This window comes from Mycobacterium sp. 1081908.1 (assembly GCF_001673535.1).
In the GTDB taxonomy this organism is placed as follows: domain Bacteria; phylum Actinomycetota; class Actinomycetes; order Mycobacteriales; family Mycobacteriaceae; genus Mycobacterium.
Genome location: NZ_LZLY01000085.1, coordinates 1 through 18,710, shown reverse-complemented (window position 1 = coordinate 18,710; position 18,710 = coordinate 1). Strand labels below are relative to the sequence as shown.

The 18,710-nt window shown below is 70.2% G+C and carries 18 protein-coding genes and 1 pseudogene; 9 read left to right on the top strand and 10 right to left on the bottom strand.

What is annotated here, in order from left to right:
- Positions 1-3: 3 nt before the first annotated feature.
- The gene (locus A5655_RS11820; RefSeq protein ID WP_067010008.1) at positions 4-798 is read right to left on the bottom strand and encodes a DUF2867 domain-containing protein; all 795 of its coding nucleotides are present in this window, start codon (positions 796-798) and stop codon (positions 4-6) included.
- A gap of 21 nt (positions 799-819) precedes the next feature.
- Here A5655_RS11820 and A5655_RS11815 point away from each other — a divergent pair, with 21 nt between their 5' ends.
- The gene (locus tag A5655_RS11815) at positions 820-1,428 is read left to right on the top strand and encodes a helix-turn-helix domain-containing protein (RefSeq protein ID WP_067010005.1); all 609 of its coding nucleotides are present in this window, start codon (positions 820-822) and stop codon (positions 1,426-1,428) included.
- Here the strand turns inward: A5655_RS11815 and A5655_RS11810 are convergent.
- From A5655_RS11810 to glp, 4 genes are read right to left on the bottom strand one after another with little or no spacing between them, the layout of a single operon-like run.
- The gene (locus A5655_RS11810) at positions 1,402-3,576 is read right to left on the bottom strand and encodes an AAA family ATPase (RefSeq protein WP_067010002.1); all 2,175 of its coding nucleotides are present in this window, start codon (positions 3,574-3,576) and stop codon (positions 1,402-1,404) included. The two genes, A5655_RS11815 and A5655_RS11810, sit on opposite strands and share 27 nt — an antisense overlap.
- Positions 3,573-4,436 carry a CDP-diacylglycerol--serine O-phosphatidyltransferase gene (gene pssA / locus A5655_RS11805; RefSeq protein WP_067009999.1) on the bottom strand — a complete coding sequence of 288 codons (864 nt, stop codon included), beginning with the start codon at positions 4,434-4,436 and terminating at the stop codon, positions 3,573-3,575. Before pssA ends, A5655_RS11810 begins: the two co-directional genes overlap by 4 nt.
- Positions 4,433-5,155, bottom strand: coding sequence for a phosphatidylserine decarboxylase (locus tag A5655_RS11800; protein WP_082978613.1), 723 nt, complete (start codon positions 5,153-5,155; stop codon positions 4,433-4,435). The genes pssA and A5655_RS11800 overlap by 4 nt, the downstream gene beginning before the upstream one ends.
- A gap of 25 nt (positions 5,156-5,180) precedes the next feature.
- Positions 5,181-6,386, bottom strand: coding sequence for a gephyrin-like molybdotransferase Glp (gene glp, locus A5655_RS11795; protein ID WP_067009997.1), 1,206 nt, complete (start codon positions 6,384-6,386; stop codon positions 5,181-5,183).
- Positions 6,387-6,439: 53 nt separating this feature from the next.
- On the opposite strand from glp, the gene A5655_RS11790 reads away from it, so the two are divergent.
- Together A5655_RS11790 and A5655_RS11785 are read left to right on the top strand one after the other, a co-directional pair.
- Complete coding sequence (locus A5655_RS11790; RefSeq protein ID WP_067009992.1) at positions 6,440-6,916, top strand: VOC family protein; 477 nt, start codon at positions 6,440-6,442, stop codon at positions 6,914-6,916.
- Positions 6,907-8,349 carry an NAD(P)/FAD-dependent oxidoreductase gene (locus A5655_RS11785; RefSeq protein ID WP_067009989.1) on the top strand — a complete coding sequence of 481 codons (1,443 nt, stop codon included), beginning with the start codon at positions 6,907-6,909 and terminating at the stop codon, positions 8,347-8,349. Before A5655_RS11790 ends, A5655_RS11785 begins: the two co-directional genes overlap by 10 nt.
- Before the next feature lie 298 nt (positions 8,350-8,647).
- On the opposite strand, the gene A5655_RS11780 is transcribed toward A5655_RS11785, so the two are convergent.
- Together A5655_RS11780 and A5655_RS11775 are read right to left on the bottom strand one after the other, a co-directional pair.
- Positions 8,648-9,142, bottom strand: coding sequence for a cupin domain-containing protein (locus A5655_RS11780; RefSeq protein ID WP_067009986.1), 495 nt, complete (start codon positions 9,140-9,142; stop codon positions 8,648-8,650).
- Between the two features lie 18 nt (positions 9,143-9,160).
- Positions 9,161-10,075, bottom strand: a complete 915-nt coding sequence (locus tag A5655_RS11775) for an SDR family NAD(P)-dependent oxidoreductase (protein WP_067009983.1) — start codon at positions 10,073-10,075, stop codon at positions 9,161-9,163.
- A 104-nt stretch (positions 10,076-10,179) separates the two neighbouring features.
- Between A5655_RS11775 and A5655_RS11770 the strand changes: the two genes are divergently transcribed.
- The 3 genes from A5655_RS11770 (at position 10,180) to A5655_RS11760 (ending at position 13,556) form a co-directional block, all read left to right on the top strand.
- Entirely contained in the window at positions 10,180-10,746 is a 567-nt protein-coding gene (locus A5655_RS11770; RefSeq protein WP_067009981.1) for a TetR/AcrR family transcriptional regulator, read from the top strand.
- Positions 10,747-10,946: 200 nt separating this feature from the next.
- Positions 10,947-12,572 carry a chaperonin GroEL gene (gene groL / locus A5655_RS11765; RefSeq protein WP_067009979.1) on the top strand — a complete coding sequence of 542 codons (1,626 nt, stop codon included), beginning with the start codon at positions 10,947-10,949 and terminating at the stop codon, positions 12,570-12,572.
- A 150-nt stretch (positions 12,573-12,722) separates the two neighbouring features.
- Positions 12,723-13,556 carry a DUF559 domain-containing protein gene (locus tag A5655_RS11760; RefSeq protein ID WP_067009976.1) on the top strand — a complete coding sequence of 278 codons (834 nt, stop codon included), beginning with the start codon at positions 12,723-12,725 and terminating at the stop codon, positions 13,554-13,556.
- Between the two features lie 48 nt (positions 13,557-13,604).
- Here the strand turns inward: A5655_RS11760 and A5655_RS11755 are convergent, their stop codons facing one another.
- From A5655_RS11755 to A5655_RS11745, 3 genes are read right to left on the bottom strand one after another with little or no spacing between them, the layout of a single operon-like run.
- The gene (locus A5655_RS11755; protein ID WP_067009973.1) at positions 13,605-14,003 is read right to left on the bottom strand and encodes a hypothetical protein; all 399 of its coding nucleotides are present in this window, start codon (positions 14,001-14,003) and stop codon (positions 13,605-13,607) included.
- Positions 14,004-14,021: 18 nt separating this feature from the next.
- The gene (locus A5655_RS11750) at positions 14,022-15,410 is read right to left on the bottom strand and encodes a PPE family protein (protein WP_067009970.1); all 1,389 of its coding nucleotides are present in this window, start codon (positions 15,408-15,410) and stop codon (positions 14,022-14,024) included.
- Between the two features lie 38 nt (positions 15,411-15,448).
- Positions 15,449-17,191 carry an amidohydrolase family protein gene (locus A5655_RS11745; protein WP_067009967.1) on the bottom strand — a complete coding sequence of 581 codons (1,743 nt, stop codon included), beginning with the start codon at positions 17,189-17,191 and terminating at the stop codon, positions 15,449-15,451.
- Between the two features lie 47 nt (positions 17,192-17,238).
- Between A5655_RS11745 and A5655_RS11740 the strand changes: the two genes are divergently transcribed.
- The 3 genes and pseudogenes from A5655_RS11740 to A5655_RS11730 all read left to right on the top strand — a co-directional run.
- Positions 17,239-17,607, top strand: a complete 369-nt coding sequence (locus A5655_RS11740; RefSeq protein ID WP_067009964.1) for a VOC family protein — start codon at positions 17,239-17,241, stop codon at positions 17,605-17,607.
- A gap of 10 nt (positions 17,608-17,617) precedes the next feature.
- On the top strand, positions 17,618-18,133 hold the full coding sequence (locus tag A5655_RS11735) for a mycothiol transferase (RefSeq protein ID WP_067009963.1): 516 nt from the start codon (positions 17,618-17,620) through the stop codon (positions 18,131-18,133).
- A 10-nt stretch (positions 18,134-18,143) separates the two neighbouring features.
- A pseudogene (locus tag A5655_RS11730) lies at positions 18,144-18,710 on the top strand (hypothetical protein); the annotation flags it as partial.

Genomic DNA, 18,710 nt, shown 5'->3' with positions numbered 1-18,710 from the left:
CTTTCAGCATCGGGGCGCCCGGGTGAGGCCCGTGTGAGCGGTGTGCTCCATCAGCCTCGGCGCCACGATCCGATGCAGTGGTCCGATCGCGGCCCAGACCGTTCGGGCGGCGATCTTGTTACGGTAATGCAGGCGGGTGACGAGCGTTGCGCGACCGTTCCGGCGTCGCAGTGTCAACTGGCCGTTCATCAGCGGGCCGCGCGCCGTCAGCACGATCTCGTCGCGATCCGAACGCGTTATGGGCCAGCCGATTATGTGATCGGGCGAGGAATACGGGCCGAGATGAAACCTCAGCACGTGGCGGTGGATCCACAACACGAGGCCTCCGCCTCCGCCCGGTTCATCCCCCACCGCGTCGCGGAGCGCCTGTTCGGCGGTGCGCGAATCACCGGGCTGGATCGGGACTTCGAAGACGTCCGCGTAATCAGCCTCGAGCGCCGTCGCCGCCACGCGTTTCAGCGTCCATCGCACCGCGAGGCGGTGTGCGCCGGTGCCGATGACGAGGGCCCGATAGATCTTGCCGTGGATACCCGGGAAGGCCGCCCAGGTTGCGGAGCGCACCCGGGTGCCGGGCGCTAAGTCATCCAACTCGAACGCCCACCGGTAGACCGCGAACGGGTGGCGGCCCTTGAGCGCGAACCGCTCCGGTCGCCGCGCCTGGTCCAGGACGAAACCCGGCGGCACGGTCGACGGGTCGCGCGGGTCCCGGCACATCACCCGCAGCAGCGCCGCCCACGTGTCGTCGCGATTCGCGCTCACAGTTATGGCATGCTCATCGATATAGGGTAATCGTTCCATATAGAAGGAATGTACTAGATCATGGCGCCACCGCGGAAGCACGAAACCGATGTGATCCTCGACGCAGCCCGCGCGCTGGTGCTCGACGGGGGACCGCGGGCGGCGAGCGTGGCGGCGATCTCGGAGGCGAGCGGCGCGCCCGCGGGCACGTTGTACCACCGGTTCGGCAACCGCGACGGCATCCTGACGGCGGCGTGGCTGCGGGCGCTCGGACGCTTCCAGGCGCGGGCGATGGCCGCCGAGGCCGACGCGGCCCTCGACACCGCGGTGGCGATGGCCGTTGCCGCCGTCGGCTTCGCCCGCGAGCTCCCCGCGGACGCCCGGCTGTTGTTGAGCATCCGGCCGACCGACCTGCTCGACGGCGAGCCCGACACGACCTTCCGGGACACGCTCGCCGCGATGAACGCGCCCCTGACCGAACGGGTTTCGGTCCTGGCGAAGCAGCTGTACGGAAAGCGCGATCGGCGATCGGTCGACGCCGTCGCGCGCGCCGTGTCCGACCTGCCGTATGCCGTCGTCCGTCGCCACGCGCACGACGAGCCGATGCCGGCCTGGCTCGAGGCCGATGTCGCGGCGTCGGCGCGGGCGGTGCTAGAGAGCCACCTAGAGCGACTTGCCGAACGCGCGTAAGGACTCCACCTGCGCGGGGTCCAGCGACGGGCGCACGGTCTTGCGGGCGGCGTCGATGTCGGCGGCCGTCACGTCGGAGGCGTCGATGGATCGCCGCATCGCGGTCAGCGCGGCCTCCCGCAGCAGCGCGACGCAGTCGGCGGCGCTGTAGCCCTCGAGCGAGGCGGCAACCTCGTCGAGGTCGACGTCGTCGCTCAGCGGGATGGATTTGCCCGCGGTGCGCAGGATTTCGCCGCGGGCGGCGGCGTCGGGCGGTTCGACGAACACCAACCGCTCCAGCCGGCCCGGGCGCAGCAGCGCGGGGTCGATGAGGTCGGGCCGGTTGGTGGCGCCCAGCACCACGACGTCGCGCAGCGGGTCGATGCCGTCGAGCTCGGTCAGCAGCGCGGCCACCACCCGGTCGGTGACGCCGGAGTCGAAGCTCTGCCCGCGCCGGGGCGCCAGCGCGTCCACCTCGTCGAGGAACACCAGCGACGGCGCCGAATCGCGGGCCCGCCGAAACAGTTCGCGCACCGCCTTTTCCGAGCTGCCCACCCACTTGTCCATCAGCTCGGAGCCCTTGACCGCGTGCACGGACAGCTGCCCGGTGCTGGCCAGGGCGCGGACGATGAACGTCTTGCCGCAGCCGGGCGGGCCGTACAGCAGCACGCCGCGCGGGGGATCCACGCCGAGCCGGGCGAAGGTGTCGGGATGCCGCAGCGGCCACAGCACCGCCTCGGTCAGGGCCTGGCGGGCCTCGGCCATGTCGCCGACGTCGTCGAGCGTCACGTTGCCGACGGTCAGCTCCTCGCTGGCCGAGCGGGACAGCGGCCGGATGACGGTCAGCGCGCCGACGAGGTCGTCCTGGTGCAGCTTCGGCGGTTGCCCGTCCGCGCTGGCCCGCGAGGCCGCCCGCAGCGCGGCCTCACGCATCAGCGCGGCGAGGTCTGCGACGACGAAACCCGGTGTGCGCCCGGCGATCTCGTCGAGGTCGAGATCGCCGGTGGGCACCGGTTTGAGCAGCGCCTCCAGCAGCGCCTTGCGGGTGGCGGCGTCGGGCAGCGGCAGGCCCAGCTCCCGGTCGCACAGGTCGGGGGCGCGCAGCCGGGCGTCGAGCTGGTCGGGATGTGCGGAGGTGGCGATCAACGCGACGCCGCCGGTGGCGACGGCGGCGCGCAGCTCGCCCAGGATCAGGGCGGCCACCGGCTCTGCGGTGGCCGGCAGCAGCGCGTCGACGTCAGCGATCAGCAGGACGCCGCCCGCGTCGCGAACCTTCTTCACCGCCGCGGCAACGGTTTTCAGCCGGTCGTCGGCGGCCAGCGCGCCGACCTCGGGGCCGTCGAGTTCGACCCGCCTGCGGCCGTCGCACACCGCCCGCACCAGCGTCACCTTGCCCACGCCGGCCGGGCCCGACACCAGCACACCGAGGTTGGTGCCGGCGCCCAGGCTCGTGAGCAGGTGCGGCTCGTCGAGCGAGAGCTTGAGCCATTCGGCGAGCTTGGCGGCCTGCGGCTGCGAGCCCTTGAGTTCCTCGACGAGGATCTCCGGGGTGCCGGTGCTCAGCTGTTCGTGCGGCGAGTCGCCCAGGCCGGCCGGGACGCCGGTGCCCCAGCTGACCAACGAGTTCGGCTGCACGCTGACCGGCCCCGCCGGGTCGACGTCGGTGACGGTCAACAGTTCCGACGTCCAGCTGATCCCCACCGAGGAGGCCAGCGCCCGGGTGGCTTCGGACGTCGAGGTCCCGGGGCCCAGGTCGCGCGGCAGCAGCGACACGGCGTCGCCGACGGTCATCACCTTGCCCAGCAACGCCTGCCGCAGGGTGACCGGCGTGATCGAGGCGGCCGCCATCGACGAGCCGGACAGCGTCACCGACCGCGCGCCGTAGACGGTGACCGCGCCGACGATCACCGCGGTGCCCTCGCGCAGCCCGGCGTTGGACAGCGTCACGTCGTCGAGCAACGCGATGCCGACCGGGGTGTCCGGGCCGGCCAGGCCGACGACGGCCGCGGTCGTCCGCGACCCGGTCAGCGAGACCGCGTCCCACTCCCGGATACCAAGGGCCGCAACGGCATTCGGGTGTATGCGCACCACGCCGCGCCGGGAGTCGACCGCGGAGGTGTTCAGCCTGGCGGTGAGGGTGAGCTGACCGGCCTGGCCGCCCGGCATCATCGCAGGCGCCCGCCCGGCTTCCGCAGCCCCAGCCGCGTCATCGACCGGCGGTTCGGCTGCGCCCGGCGGTCCGCGCGCCGCACGGCGCGGCGCTGCTTGGGCTTGTCGTCCCACACCTCGGGGTGCTTGGCCAGCCAGCTCTTGGTGCGCACCGCGAACGGCACGTGGCACAGGTAGGCGATGATGATCACCCAGATCAGGATGTAGGGCTGCAACACCGCGGCCGCCGCGACGGCCGCGAGCACCGCCAGTAGGGGAACCGCCCAGTTCGGCGGAATCGCCACGGTGTGCAGCTTCTTCATCGGGATCGCGCTGACCATCAGCATCGATGTCCCGGTGATCCAGACCGCGAGGAACCACACCGACGTCCACCAGCCCTCGCCGAACTGCAGCTTGAGGGCGATCGTGCCGATCATGGAGACCGCGCCCGCCGGCGCGGGCATCCCGACGAAGAACTCATGCTGGTAGGCGAGCTGGGTTTCGTCGTCCTGCTGCGCGTTGTACCGGGCCAGCCGCAGCACGACGCACACCGCGTACAGCAGCACCACCGCCCAGCCGACCGGCCACTTCGACAGCAGCATCACGTAGACCACCAGGGCGGGTGTCACCCCGAAGTTCACCGCGTCGGCCAGGGAGTCGATCTCGGCGCCGAGCCGCGACTGGGCGCCCAAGATGCGGGCCACCCGTCCGTCCAGCGCGTCCAGGATCGCCGCCGCGGCGATCAGCGCCATCGCGGGTATCGGCTTGCCGTCGAGGGCGAACTTGATCGACGTCATGCCCGCGCAGATGGACAGCACGGTCATCGCGCTGGGCAAAAGTTGCAGGCTTGCGGTTCGCCTGTCGCGGCGCTTGTCGGTCATGGCAGTTCGGCCAGGACGGTCTCGCCGCCGACGGCGCGCTGTCCGACCTTGACCAGCGGTTCCGTCCCGGGCGGGAGGTAGGTGTCCAGGCGGGATCCGAACCGGATCAGCCCGTAGGTGTCGCCGATCGACAGCTTGTCGCCGACGCGGGCGTCGCAGACGATGCGGCGCGCCAGCAGCCCCGCGATCTGCACCGCCACCACGTCGGCGCCGCGGTCCGTCCGGATCCGCAGGCTGGTGCGTTCGTTCTCGGTGCTCGCCGCGGCCAGGTCGGCCGACCCGAACCGGCCCGGCCGGTGCTGCACGGCGATCACCTCGCCGCTCACCGGCGCCCGCTGCACGTGGGCGTCCAGCAGCGACAGGAAGATGCTGACCCGCGGCAGCGGCGCGTCGCCCATGCCGAGCTCGGCCGGCGGGGCCGCCGCGTCGATCACGCAGACCTCGCCGTCGGCGGGGGCGACGACGGCGCCGGGCCGGGAGGGCGGCACCCGCGGGGGATGGCGGAAGAACGCCGCGCAGGCGCCGGCGGCCAGCAGACCCGCCCGGCGCAGCCAGCGGTGGTTGCGGCCGACCAGGGCCGCGCCCAGGCCGGCGGCGATGAACGGGCGCCCGGCCGGGTGAACCGGCGGAATGGCGGAGCGCACCAACTCGAGGGCGTGCTGGGGGCTGAAGGCCGGGTCCTCGGCGGTCGGGCCGACGGTGCGGGGGCGTCTTGCCACGCGGCCATCTTACGGAGCCCGGGGGCTAACTCAGATCCCAGACCTGAAGCTCGGTTCCCGCGGACACCTCGACGACGTCCTCGGGGATGTCCAGCAGCCCGTTCGCCGACGCCAGCCACCGCAAATGGTGTGAGGCCGGCGGCCCGTAGCTGGTGACGCTGCCCGCCTCCCGGTCGAGGATCGCCCGCCGGAACTGGCGTTTGCCCCGCGGCGAGGTCAGCGACTCGGCCAGGACCGCGGGCCGGTGCGGCCGGTCCGGGTCGGGCAGGCTCATGGCCCGGCGCAGCGCGGGACGGATGAAGACCTCGAAGGACACCAGCGCGCTGACCGGATTGCCCGGCAGCGTCACGATCGTCGCGCCGGCCACGCGCCCGATGCCCTGCGGCATCCCCGGCTGCATCGCCACCTTGACGAACTCCACACCCTGGTCGCCGTCGCGCCCGAACGCGTCCTTGACGACCTCATACGCGCCGGCGCTGACGCCGCCGCTGGTGATGATCAGGTCGCAGTCGGCCGCGTGCCGATCGAGGATCGAACTGAACTGTGCGACATCGTCTTCGGCGGTCGCGACGGCGATCACCTCGGCGCCGGCCTCGCGAACCGCGCCGGCCAGCATGATCGAGTTGGACTCGTAGATCTGCCCCGGCCGCAGCGGCGCCCCCGGCGCCACCAGCTCCGACCCGGTCGACATCACCAGGACCCGTTGGCGCGGAATGACTTTCAGCTCCGCCAGGCCCAGCGCCGACGCCAGGCCGAGCACCGCGGGCGTGACCACCTGGCCCTTGCGCAGCACGGTGGTGCCGGGCGCGACGTCCTCGCCGGCCCGCCGGATGTGGGCGCCCTCGGCGCGCGGCGCCCGGATCGCCACCGAGTCGACGCCGCCGTCGGTGTCCTCGACCGGCACCACGCCCGTCGCCCCGGCCGGCAGGGGCGCCCCCGTCATGATGCGGTGCGCGGTTTTCGGCTGCAGCGCCAGCTCGTCGACGCGCCCGGCCGGAATGTCCTCGGCGACCTCCAGCACCACCGGGCGCTCGGGCGTGGCGCCCGCGACGTCCTCGGCGCGCACCGCGTATCCGTCCATCGCGGAGTTGTCGAAGACCGGCAGCGCCAGCGACGCGACCACGTCGTCGGCCAACACCAGGCCCTGGGCCTCGGCCAGCGCGACCGGGACCGCCGGGCGGGGGCGGATCATCTCCGCAACGACTCGCTGATGCTCTTCGACTGACCGCACCCGGCCATTATCCAAGGCCCAAAAAAACGGCTCGCGGACGTAAGGTTGAGAACGTGATTACCGGGTTGGCCCACGCCGGGGTGTGCGTACCCGACTGCGAGGCCGCGGTGGCGTTCTACCGGGAGGTATTGGGCCTGCGTGTGCTCTCGCCGCCGTACGTCATGAGCGGTAATGCCATTCGCGAGGACATGGGTGAGCTGGTTTCCGACCCGACCATGAAGGCGGCCATCGTCGGGTTCCCCGGCGACGGCGACCGGGTGCTCGAGGTGATCGAATACCTCAACGTCGACGGCTCGGACGGTGCCGGCCGCGCCCTGACCGACACCGGGCTCTCGCATGTCGGGCTGATCTGCGAGGACCTCGACGCCACCCGCGCCGAACTCGAGGGCAAGGGGGTGCGCTTCCTGGTCGGCGGCATCGCCGACGTCGCGAACGTGCGCACCACCTGGTTCGTCGACCCCTTCGGCGTGGTGTTCATCCTGGTGGAGAAAAGCCGGCCCGAGCGACCGTACTTCGCGCAATGGGGCTGAAGCCGCGCGTCGGGATCATCGGCGCGGGTGCCGGCGGCATCGCGATGGGCATCCAGCTGGCCGACGGCGGCTACGACTTCACGATCTTCGACCGGGCCGACGGCTTCGGCGGGACCTGGCGGCACAACACGTTTCCGGGCGCGGCCTGCGACGTGCCCTCGCACCTGTACTCGTATTCGTTCGCGCCCAACCCGCGCTGGAGCAAGACCTACGCCAACCAGCCCGAGATCCTGGCCTACCTCGAGAAGGTCGCCGCTGACCACCGGCTGGCGTCGCATCTGCGGCCGCACACCGCGATCACCACGGTGCGCTGGTCGGATGCCGAGCGGCGCTGGACGCTTGGCACCGACGACGGCGCCGAGCACCACTTCGACGTCGTGGTGAGCGCCGTCGGGATGCTCGACGTGCCGCACGTCCCCGACATTCCCGGCGCGCGGCGATTCCGGGGACGCCAATTCCATTCGGCGCGTTGGGATCACAGCAAGCCGACGGCCGGGGAGCGGGTCGCGTCCATCGGCACCGGCGCCAGCGCCGTCCAGTACGTGCCCGCGATCGCGCGAGAGACCGCGCACCTCACCGTGTTTCAGCGGACCCCGATCTGGATCGCGCCACGGTTCGACTTCCCGTTCACGCCCGAGCAGCACGCCGAGTTCGAGCGGCACCCCGAGACGGCGCGCAAGCTGCGCGACGAGGCCTTCGACGCCTACGAGTCATCCGACTTCGACGTGGACGCCGCGCAGACGCGCGAGGCGACCGAGCTGGCCCGCAGCTACTTGATGCGCAAGGTCGCCGATCCCGAGCTGCGGGCGAAGCTGACGCCGGACTACCCCGTCGGCTGCAAGCGGCCGCTGATGTCGCGCGACTGGTACCCGACGTTCGCCCTGCCCAACGTGAGCCTGGAGACGACTGCCATCGCCGAGCTGACCGAACGCGGCGTGCGCACCGTCGACGGCGTCGAGCACCGCGTCGACACCGTCATCTACGGCACCGGCTTCAAGGCCGCCGACTACCTGGCGAGCATCGACGTGTACGGGACCGGCGGGCGCCACCTGCGCGACGAGTGGAGCGGGGGCGCGGAGGCCTACCTCGGCACGCTCGTCGCCGGGTATCCGAACTTCTTCACGCTGTACGGCCCGAACACCAACGGCGTCAACTCGATCCTGTACATCCACGAGGCGCAGACGACGTTCGTTCGCCACATCCTCGATGTCATGGGCGATCGCGGCGCGCGCACGATCGAGGTCACGGCCGCGGCGCAGCGCCGCTACAACGACGAGCTCCAGGCCGCCATGGCGGGCAAGGTCTGGCTCGCGTGCACCAACTACTTCCGGCACCCCAGCGGCAAGGTCGTCACCCAATTGCCCTACAGCGGCCGGACGTTCTTCGAGCGGACCCGCGGGCTGGTCGACGGCGACTACCGATTCGCCGGTTAGCGGCCGGTTCGACCCGGTGGCGGTGAATCCGCACGCCTCGCTCGCCCCGGTGCCGGGCCGGCGCCCCGGTTCCGGCCTGCGCCAAGGCGCTTGGCGCCGGCGGCCGGCTGCCCTGCCTCACCCGCTTGACCCGCTCCGCGGCCCGGATCGGGGCGCTGCGCGCCATCTCGATTTTGGTCCGCGCCCACGCCGCTTCCCGCTTCGACTGCGGTTTCTTGGCCTGCACGGCCAAACCCTACGTCGCACCCCGGCCGGTCATCGTGGCCCAACACCGAATGTTCGCCCAGCATTAACCCGGCTACTGCACCCAATAGTTGTCGTGGCGGATGAACCACTCTCGGCGTTCGTCGTCGCTCATGTCGGCCAGCGCCGCGAAGCCCTCGAAGTAGGCCTCGCGCGGGGCGCCGGGCGCGAACAACATCAGCACCGATGCCGGCGCGTCCGCCTCGTTGCGGAAACCGTGGACGCCGCCGGGCGGGACGTAGAGGAAGTCGCCCTGGTGGCCGTCGAGCCACTCGTTGCCGTCGAACAGCTTCATCGTCCCGGACAGGACGAAGAACGCCTCGGACATCGCCCGGTGATAGTGCGCCGGCGGCCCGCCGCCGGCCGGCGCGATGTCGACCCGGTACAGGCCGTAGTCACCGTCGGTGGCCTGCTGGTTGGCCAGGTAGTGGTACTTGGTCCCGAACGTCTCGTAGTCGGGGGGTTCGTCGGCGCGCTTGAGCCAGGCGCTGATCTCCGGTTCGTCCTCGGTGTAGCGCGGCGGCGGGTACGGGGGCACGACGAGGGACATGCCTCCAGTGTTACCCCCTTAGTCGAACCGGTAGACCACCCCGGTGAGCTGCTCCGAGACCTCCCACAATCGCCGCTGCAACTCGGCGTCGTGCGACTTCCGGCTGGACGCAACGATTTTCGGGTAGCCGCGGGTTTCGGCGAACCCGTCGGGGCCGTAGTACTGGCCGCCAAGCACGCCGGGGTCGGTCGCGGCGCGCAGCGTCGGGAGCGCGCCCATGGCCGCGTCCTGCGCAATCACGTTGAAGAACACGTTGACGAGCGGCCGGAACGCCGTGGGCGTGTAGCGGCCGAGCTCGGTGTTCGACCCGCCGGGGTGGGCGGCGGCGGCGATCGTCGTGCCATGCGCGGCGAGCCGGCGCTGCAGCTCGTAGGTGAACAGCAGGTTGGCCAGCTTGGCCTGTCCGTACGCCGCCACGCGGTTGTAGCGGCGCTCCCACTGCAGGTCGTCGAAGTGGATGTCGGCGAGGATGCGATGGCCCATGCTGCTGACGGTCACGACCCGGGAGCCGGCGACGGGCAGCAGCCGGTCCAGCAGCAGGCCGGTGAGCGCAAAGTGGCCGAGGTGGTTGGTGCCGAACTGCATCTCGAAGCCGTCCGCGGTGGTTTCCTTCGGGGTGTACATCACCCCGGCGTTGTTGATCAGCAGGTCGATGCGGTCGTGGGCGGAGCGCAGCTGCTCGGCCGCGGCGCGGACGGACTCCAGCGACGTCAGGTCCAGCTCCTGCAGCGCCACGTCGGCGTGCGGGCTGCTGGCCGTGATGCGCGCGGCGGCGTCCTTGCCCTTGTCGAGGTTGCGCACCGCCAGCACGACGTGGGCGCCGTGCTCGGCCAGCGCCAGGGCGGTCTCGTAGCCGAGGCCGGTGTTGGCCCCCGTGATGACGGCGACGCGACCGGTCTGGTCGGGAATGTCCGCGGCGGTCCACTTGGCCATGGGGAAGCTCCTACGCTAGTAAGGTAAACGGGGCGAGCGCTCCGGTTGCCTCCAGACTATACGGAACGCACGCCCCGTTTTGTCAACCTCGAGGTGGTGAACAGTTGGCGCAACCCGCACGGCCGTTGCGGGCCGACGCGGCGCGCAACCGCGCGCGCGTGCTCGACGTCGCCTACGAGACGTTCGCGGCCGAGGGCCTGTCGGTGCCGATCGACGAGATCGCCCGGCGCGCCGGCGTCGGCGCCGGCACCGTCTACCGGCACTTCCCCACCAAGGAGGCGCTGTTTCAGGCCGTCATCGAGGACCGGATGCAGCGCCTCGTCGACGACGGGCGCGCGCTGCTGGAGTCCGAGGGGCCGGCGGAGGCGCTCTTCGTCTTCCTGCGCTCGATGGTGCTGCAATGGGGCGCGGCCGACCGCGGGCTGGTCGACGCGCTGGCCGGATGGGGCATCGACATCGCCAGCGCGGCGCCCGACGCCGAGGACGCGTTCCTGGCCGTGCTCGACGAGCTGCTGCGGGCCGCGCAGCGGGCGGGAACCGCGCGGGCCGACCTCGGTGTGCGCGAGGTGAAGACGATCCTGGTCGGATGCCAGGCGATGGAGGCCTATAACTCGGCGCTGGCCGAGCGGGTGACCGACGTCGTCGTCGACGGTTTACGCGCGCAGCGATAACCCCGGGCCGTTCTTGCACTCGGCATAGGCGAGTGCTAAGAATGACGTTGGCACTCGCGACCGGCGAGTGCTAGGTCGGGACGGTGAGACCAGCTTGGTCGTCCGTCGCGGGCACTGCACCCGGCCACAGCGTAAATGGGGCGACTCGACAAGCGGTCGCCCTGAGTGTCACCCCATAAATCCGGAGGAATCACTTCGCAATGGCCAAGACAATTGCGTACGACGAAGAGGCCCGTCGCGGCCTCGAGCGGGGCCTGAACAGCCTTGCCGACGCGGTAAAGGTGACGTTGGGCCCCAAGGGCCGCAACGTCGTCCTGGAGAAGAAGTGGGGTGCCCCCACGATCACCAACGATGGTGTGTCCATCGCCAAGGAGATCGAGCTGGAGGACCCGTACGAGAAGATCGGCGCCGAGCTGGTCAAGGAAGTCGCCAAGAAGACCGACGACGTCGCCGGTGACGGCACGACGACGGCCACGGTGCTGGCCCAGGCGCTGGTGAAGGAGGGCCTGCGTAACGTCGCAGCGGGCGCCAACCCGCTGGGCCTCAAGCGCGGCATCGAGAAGGCCGTCGAGAAGATCACCGAGACCCTGCTGAAGTCGGCCAAGGACGTCGAGACCAAGGAGCAGATCGCGGCCACCGCGGCCATCTCCGCCGGCGACCAGTCGATCGGCGACCTGATCGCCGAGGCGATGGACAAGGTCGGCAACGAGGGCGTCATCACCGTCGAGGAGTCCAACACCTTCGGCCTGCAGCTCGAGCTCACCGAGGGCATGCGGTTCGACAAGGGCTACATCTCGGGCTACTTCGTCACCGACGCCGAGCGTCAGGAAGCGGTCCTGGAGGACCCCTACATCCTGCTGGTCAGCTCCAAGGTGTCTACCGTCAAGGACCTGCTGCCGCTGCTGGAGAAGGTCATCCAGGGCGGTAAGCCGCTGCTGATCATCGCCGAGGACGTCGAGGGCGAGGCTTTGAGCACCCTGGTCGTCAACAAGATCCGCGGCACCTTCAAGTCGGTGGCCGTCAAGGCCCCCGGCTTCGGTGACCGCCGCAAGGCGATGCTGCAGGACATGGCCATCCTCACCGGTGGTCAGGTCATCAGCGAAGAGGTCGGCCTGTCGCTCGAGACCGCCGACATCTCGCTGCTGGGCAAGGCCCGCAAGGTGGTCATCACCAAGGACGAGACCACCATCGTCGAGGGCGCCGGTGACCCGGACGCCATCGCCGGCCGGGTGGCCCAGATCCGCACCGAGATCGAGAACAGCGACTCCGACTACGACCGCGAGAAGCTGCAGGAGCGCCTGGCCAAGCTGGCCGGCGGTGTTGCGGTGATCAAGGCCGGAGCCGCCACCGAGGTGGAGCTCAAGGAGCGCAAGCACCGCATCGAGGACGCGGTCCGCAACGCCAAGGCGGCCGTCGAGGAGGGCATCGTCGCCGGTGGCGGCGTGGCCCTGCTGCAGTCGGCTCCGGCCCTGGACGAGCTTCAGCTCAAGGGCGACGAGGCCACCGGTGCCAACATCGTCAAGGTTGCGCTGGAGGCTCCGCTGAAGCAGATCGCCTTCAACTCCGGGCTGGAGCCCGGCGTTGTCGCCGAGAAGGTCCGCAACTCGAAGGCCGGTACCGGGCTCAACGCCGCCACCGGTGAGTACGAGGACCTGCTCAAGGCCGGCGTTGCCGACCCGGTGAAGGTGACCCGTTCGGCGCTGCAGAACGCGGCATCCATCGCGGGGCTGTTCCTGACGACCGAGGCCGTCGTGGCCGACAAGCCGGAGAAGGCGGCCGCTCCCGCGGGCGACCCGACCGGCGGCATGGGCGGCATGGACTTCTGAGTCCGCACCAGAAGAAGCCCGCTCCCTTTGGGGGGCGGGCTTTTTCGTGTCCTTGAGTGTGGGGGATAAGTACGTCCGCACATCGATTTTCATCCACAGAACCCACAGTCGACGCACGCGCAGGCCGGCAAGGGCCGCGAATATGCCAGCATGCGGCCATTTCTGGGCAGCGAAGCGCTGGCAAGCGGTGCCGTCACCCGCAGTCAATTGCGCACCCGATACCGGGCGGTGTTCCGCGATGTCTACGTCGCGGAAGGCATTGAGCTGACGGCAGCCGTCAAAGCGCGCGCGGCCTGGCTGTCCACGGGCGCGACGCTGGCCGGCCTGTCCGCCGCCGCCGTATATGGCACAAAGTGGCTAGACGTGCGCGCCCCCGCGGAGATCCTGCGTGGGGATCGGCACTGTCAGCGAGGCATGGTCGTCCGCAGCTACAAGCTGGCCAGCGACGAGGTATGCACCGTCGAAGGGATGCGCGTAACGACCGCGGCCCGAACAGCATTCGATATCGGTCGCGGCATGGCCGTTGTCGCGTCGGTGCCGATCCTCGACGCGTTGCTCAATGCGACGCGTATCAAGCCCGTGGACGTCGTTGCTTTGGCCAACCGGCACCCGGGAACACAAGGCATCCGGCGACTGCGTACCGCGTTGGAGTTGGCCGACGGCGGTGCCGAATCGCCGCAAGAGACGAAGGTACGACTGCTGTTGGTCGGCGCGGGACTCCCCAAGCCGGAGACGCAGATCGAGTTCCCGAATCTGCGCATTCGCGTCGACATGGGCTGGCGGCAGTGGAAGGTTGCTGTCGAGTATGACGGCATCCGGCATTGGGAGGACCGATACCAGCGGTCGTGGGACATCGAGCGGATAGCCCTGCTGGAAGCGGCCGGGTGGACGGTGGTCAGAGTCAGTGCCGAGATGCTGTCGCGACCGGACGCCCTCGTGGGGCGCGTGAAGGACAAGCTGCGCGCGCGTGGGGCCTATGGATGAATTCGAGGCAGTTTTCGTACCTAGGGCCCACACTCGGCGCGCCGAAACTCAGGCCGGCAGCGAGAACACCACGCAGTCGTGCAGGCAGCCTTTGGCCACCGACGGGGAGTCGGCCTCGCGGTGCAGCAGCGCGCGCTCGGGCACCACGCCCAGGCGGACCGTCTCGTCGGCCGACTCGCTCACCTCGGCGGTGCCGTCGACGATCAGCGAGTACCCCCCGGGCTCGCGCGGGGGCCACAGCAGGGTGACGTCGCGGCGGTGGGCCAGGTTGGTGCGCGTGCGGCCGCCGATGAGGCCGATGTCGAGGACCGCGCCGTCACGCAGCCGCGGCTCGACCGTCACGGTGTGCGCGCGATAGTCCTCGCCGACGGTGATCAGGTAGGCGAACGGGTAGTCCGGCAGCGCCGCGGCCAGCCGCTTGACGTCGACCTTCTTCTTCGTGCGCATGGCTTCGAGGATAGGCCGCTAGTCGGTGAGCAGCGGCTCCCTGGTCCCGGGGTCGGGAGCGTCGGGGCCGCGCTCGGCCTTGTTGAAGAAGCCCGAGCTGGGGATGTTCGACTCGCGGCTGGGCGGCAGGCTCCGGACGCCGGGGTCGCCGTTGCCGGCGGCGAAGAACCCCGGAGGCGCGCCCGTCGTGGTCCGCAGGGCCGGCGGGGTGGGCGTGGGTCCACCCGCGGCGCTGACGGCGGAGTTCGCGTGGCCCGCTTCGAGGCCGCTGGCAATGGCGGAGGCGTCGGCCGGCGCGGAGAAGCTGGCGTTGCTGAGCAGGCTCGATCCGGCCGCGGCCGGCAGGCCGCCGGTCGAGGCGGTGACCGAGTTGAGCAGACCGGAGCTGAGGTTGGCCGCGCTGACGCCGCCCGTCATGTAGTGGCTGGAGTTGACCGCCTCCGCGCTGCTCAGCCCGTCCCCCTGGAAGAAACCGGTGTTGGCGGTGCCGGTGTTCAAAATGCCGGCGTTGACCGAACCCGAATTCAGGAAGCCGGTATTCGAGACGCCCGAGTTCCCGATGCCGAGGTTTCCGCTCCCGGAGTTGAAAAAGCCGATGTTGCCGGTGCCCGAGTTGAACAACCCGATGTTGCCACTACCGGAGTTGAAGCCGCCGAAGCCGATCTGGTTGCTCCCGGTCAGCCCGATTCCGAAGTCGTTGCTGCCGCTGTTGCCGAACCCAAAGTTGTTATTTCCGAGGTTGCCGAGGCCGAAGTTGTTGTTACCCGAATTTCCGGAACCGACATTCAGGCTGCCGTTGTTTCCGAAACCGATGTTCGAATTGCCCATCGTTAGCGGACCGAAACTCATTCGCCCGTTGGCGAAGCTGAAACCGAGCTTCTGCAGGACCTGCTGCCAGGGCGCCAATTGTGCGACGGCCGCCGTCGCGTCGGCGTGGTAGCCGAACATCGCGGCCACGTCGGCCGCCCACATCGCCTCGTACGCGGCCTCGGTGTCCATGATCGCCGGGATGTTGAATCCGAACCAGTTCGTGGACGCCAGGGCCTTAACCAGGGAGCGGTTGGCCGCGACCACCGCGGGCTGCACGGTGGCCGCCACCGCCGTCTCGAACGCGGCCGCGATGGCCGCGGCCTGGCTCGATGCCGCCTCGGCCTGAGCCGCCGCCGCGCTGAGCCAGCTCACATATTGCGTTGCTACGGTCATCATCGCGGCCGCCGACGCGCCCTGCCACGAACCGTTGGCCAGATCGTTTGTCACCGAGAAGAATGACGAAGCCGAAGACGCCAGATCCTCGGCCAACCCGTCCCACGCGGCGGCCGCAGCGAGCAGCGGCGCCGCCCCGGGACCGGCGAAGATAAGTGCCGAGTTGATTTCTGGCGGCAACCACGCAAAATGCGGGCTTGTCACTAACCCAACTTAACCGGGATGGGGGGCCCTTCGTGGCGTTATCGACCAGGTACCGGAATGGGCTTTCGGCCGCGGACCAACTTCCCTGGCCGCGCGGCGGTCGGAACGCCATTTTCGGCAATTATCTCACCGGAAACGATCGTTGTCACATATCCTTCCGCGGTCTGGTCCAGTCTTCGGCCCCCGGCGGGTAGGTCGTGCCGAATCACGGGCTTGTGCAGCCGCAGCGCGCCGTGGTCGATGACGTTGAGGTCGGCCTTGTAGCCGACGGCGATGCGGCCGCGATCGCCCAGCCCGGCGACGCGGGCCGGCACGGACGTCAGCTCCCGCACGGCCTCCGGCACGGTGAACCGGCCGGACTTGCGATCGCGCGCCCAGTGGGCCAGGAAGTACGTCGTGTAGCTGGCGTCGCAGATCATCCCGTAATGCGCGCCGCCGTCGCCGAGCCCCAGCACCACGTCGTCGCGGTGCAGCAGCTCCCCGACGGTGTCCAGCGAGTTGCCCTGCAGGTTGCTGGTCGCGACCAACAGCATGGCCCGGCCGTCATCGTCGAGCAGCCGGTCGTAGGCCTCCTCCATCGGGTCCACCCCGCGGGCCCGGGCGCGGGCCCCGACACTCGTCGACGGGTCGGGCTCGTAGTCGGGGCTGTCGCCCAGCGGGAAGATCCAGTCCCACATCTGGGCCACGTACAGGATCGGGTGACCGGCGCCGGGCTTGTCGGCCAGGATGCGGGCGCGGACCTCCGGCTTGCGCATCTCGGCGACCCGCTCGGCCAGCGGCAGGTGCGCGATCTCGCGGTAGCTGGGGTAGAGCACGAACGGGTTGGCGGACAGTTGCAACCCGATGATCAGCCCGATCGGGCGCGGCAGCAGCTGCGCGGTCACCTGTGGCTCTTCGCCGGCCGCCCGTGAGTTGGCCTTCTCGATCATCGTGATGGCGTCCGGCCACGTCGGGTCGCCCGCGTTGGCGACGACCAGCGTGAACGTGACCGGCAGCCCGACGTCCTCGGCCACGTCGAACACCGTCTGCAGCACGGGCTGGTAGCCGCCGGCCGGGATGTCCGGCACGAACTGCAGCAGGCCGCCGCCGCCGTCGACCACACCCCTGGCGATCTCCTCGATCTCCTCGCGGGCGGCGTCGTAACTCGGTATGGGCGAACCGCTTTCGGTCTTGTGGATCGTCAGCCGCGACGACGCGAAGCCCAGCGCGCCGACCTCGATCGCCTCCTTGGCCAGCGCCCGCATCCTGGCGAGGTCCTCGGCGGTGGCCGGCTCGCGGTCCGCGCCGCGCTGACCCATCACGTACACCCGCAGCGGGGAGTGCGGCAGGTAGGCGGCCACGTCGATGTCGCGCTTGCCCGCGTCCAGCGCGTCCATGTATTCGGGGAAGGTCTCCCAGTTCCACGGCAGGCCGTCGGTCATGACGACGCCGGGGATGTCCTCGACCCCGGCCATCACGTCGACGAGCACGTCGTGGTCCTCGCGGCGGCACGGCGCGAAGCCGACGCCGCAGTTGCCCATCACTACCGTGGTGACCCCGTGCGCCGACGACGGCGTCAGCCGCTCCGACCAGATGGACTGACCGTCGTAGTGGGTGTGCAGGTCGACGAAGCCGGGCGTGACCAGCAGGCCGGTGGCGTCGATCTCCCGCGTCGCCCCGTCGCCGTTCACGGACCCGACCGCCGCGATCACCCCGTCGCGCACCGCCACGTCGCCGACGTACGGCTCACCGCCCAGCCCGTCGACGATGGTGCCGTTGCGGATGATCAGGTCGTAAGTCATTCAAACAATCTACGACCGCGTCGGTGCGTCGTGCCAGGATCTCTTCCGTGATCGATCACTTCGGAATCAATTGCGCCGATTATTCGAAATCGCAGGATTTCTACGACCACGTGCTGGGAGTGCTGGGGTTCTCGCGGCAGATGGACGTCGGTCCGGCCATCGGATACGGCCGTGACGGCAAGCCGTCGTTCTGGATCGCCGACGGGACCGGCATGGGCCCCAACCGCGAGGTGCACGTGGCCTTCGCGGCCGACGGCGAAGACGCGGTGCGCGCGTTCCACCGGGCGGCCATGGAACGGGGCGCCGAGTCGTTGCACGAGCCGCGGCTGTGGCCGGAATATCACCCCGGCTATTTCGGCGCGTTCGTGCGCGATCCCGACGGCAACAACGTCGAGGCGGTCTGGCACGGCGCGTAGGGTCGGCTCTATGGGAGCTGAAAGTGACGCCGCCACACAGGAACTGCTTCGCGACGCGTTCACCCGGTTGATCGAGCACGTCGACGAGCTCGCCGACGGGCTGACCGACGAGGTGTCCGACTACCGCCCGACGCCGAACGCCAACAGCATCGCCTGGCTGATCTGGCACAGCGCGCGGGTGCAGGACATTCAGCTGGCGCATGTGGCCGGCGTCGAGCAGGTGTGGACCCGCGACGGCTGGGTGGACCGGTTCGGGCTGGACCTGCCGCGCAACGACACCGGCTACGGGCACGGCCCCGACGAGGTGGCGAAGGTCAAGGCGCCGGCCGACCTGCTCGCCGGCTACTACCACGCGGTGCACAAGCTGACCCTCGAATACATCGCCAGCGTGACCGCCGACGAGCTGTCCCGCGTCGTCGACACCAACTGGGACCCGCCTGTGACGGCCAGCGCGCGGCTGGTCAGCATCATCGACGACTGCGCCCAGCACCTCGGGCAGGCCGCCTACGTGCGGGGGATTCAGTAGGTTCTAGGGCGTGCGATTCGCCGCGACCCTGGTGCTGTGGCTGACCGCCACGCTCGCCCTGGCCGTCGCGATCCCGGCGTCGTGGGCGCAGCGCAACCTCGTCAGCGAGGACGGCTACGCCGCGCTGGCGCAGCGCGCGGCGGGCGACCCCGGCCTGCAGTCGGCCATGGCGGCCGAGCTCACCACCCGGGCCATGGCGCTGATCGCGGCGCACGGCGGGGGGCGTTACCCTGTGGATGGCTCGGAGGTGCACGACGTCGCCGCCGCCTTCACCGCCGGGCCTGGGTTCCCGCCGCTGTTCGCCCGGGCGAACCGGGCGGCACATCGCTACCTGTTCACCGCCGACGGGTCGGCCCAATGGGCGATCGACGTGGCCCCGATGCTCAACGACGCCTCCTTCCAGCAGGTGCTGAGCCGCCACCGCGTGACGGTGCCGGCGAACCTGACGGTTCCGCTCACGGTGTCGATGCCGTCCTCTTGGCGGCCGGGGCGGCTGAGCCCGCTGGCGAGGTGGGGGCCCTGGATCAGCGCCGAGACGCCCAGGCTGGTCAGGGCCTTGTCGCGGCGGCGCGCGGCG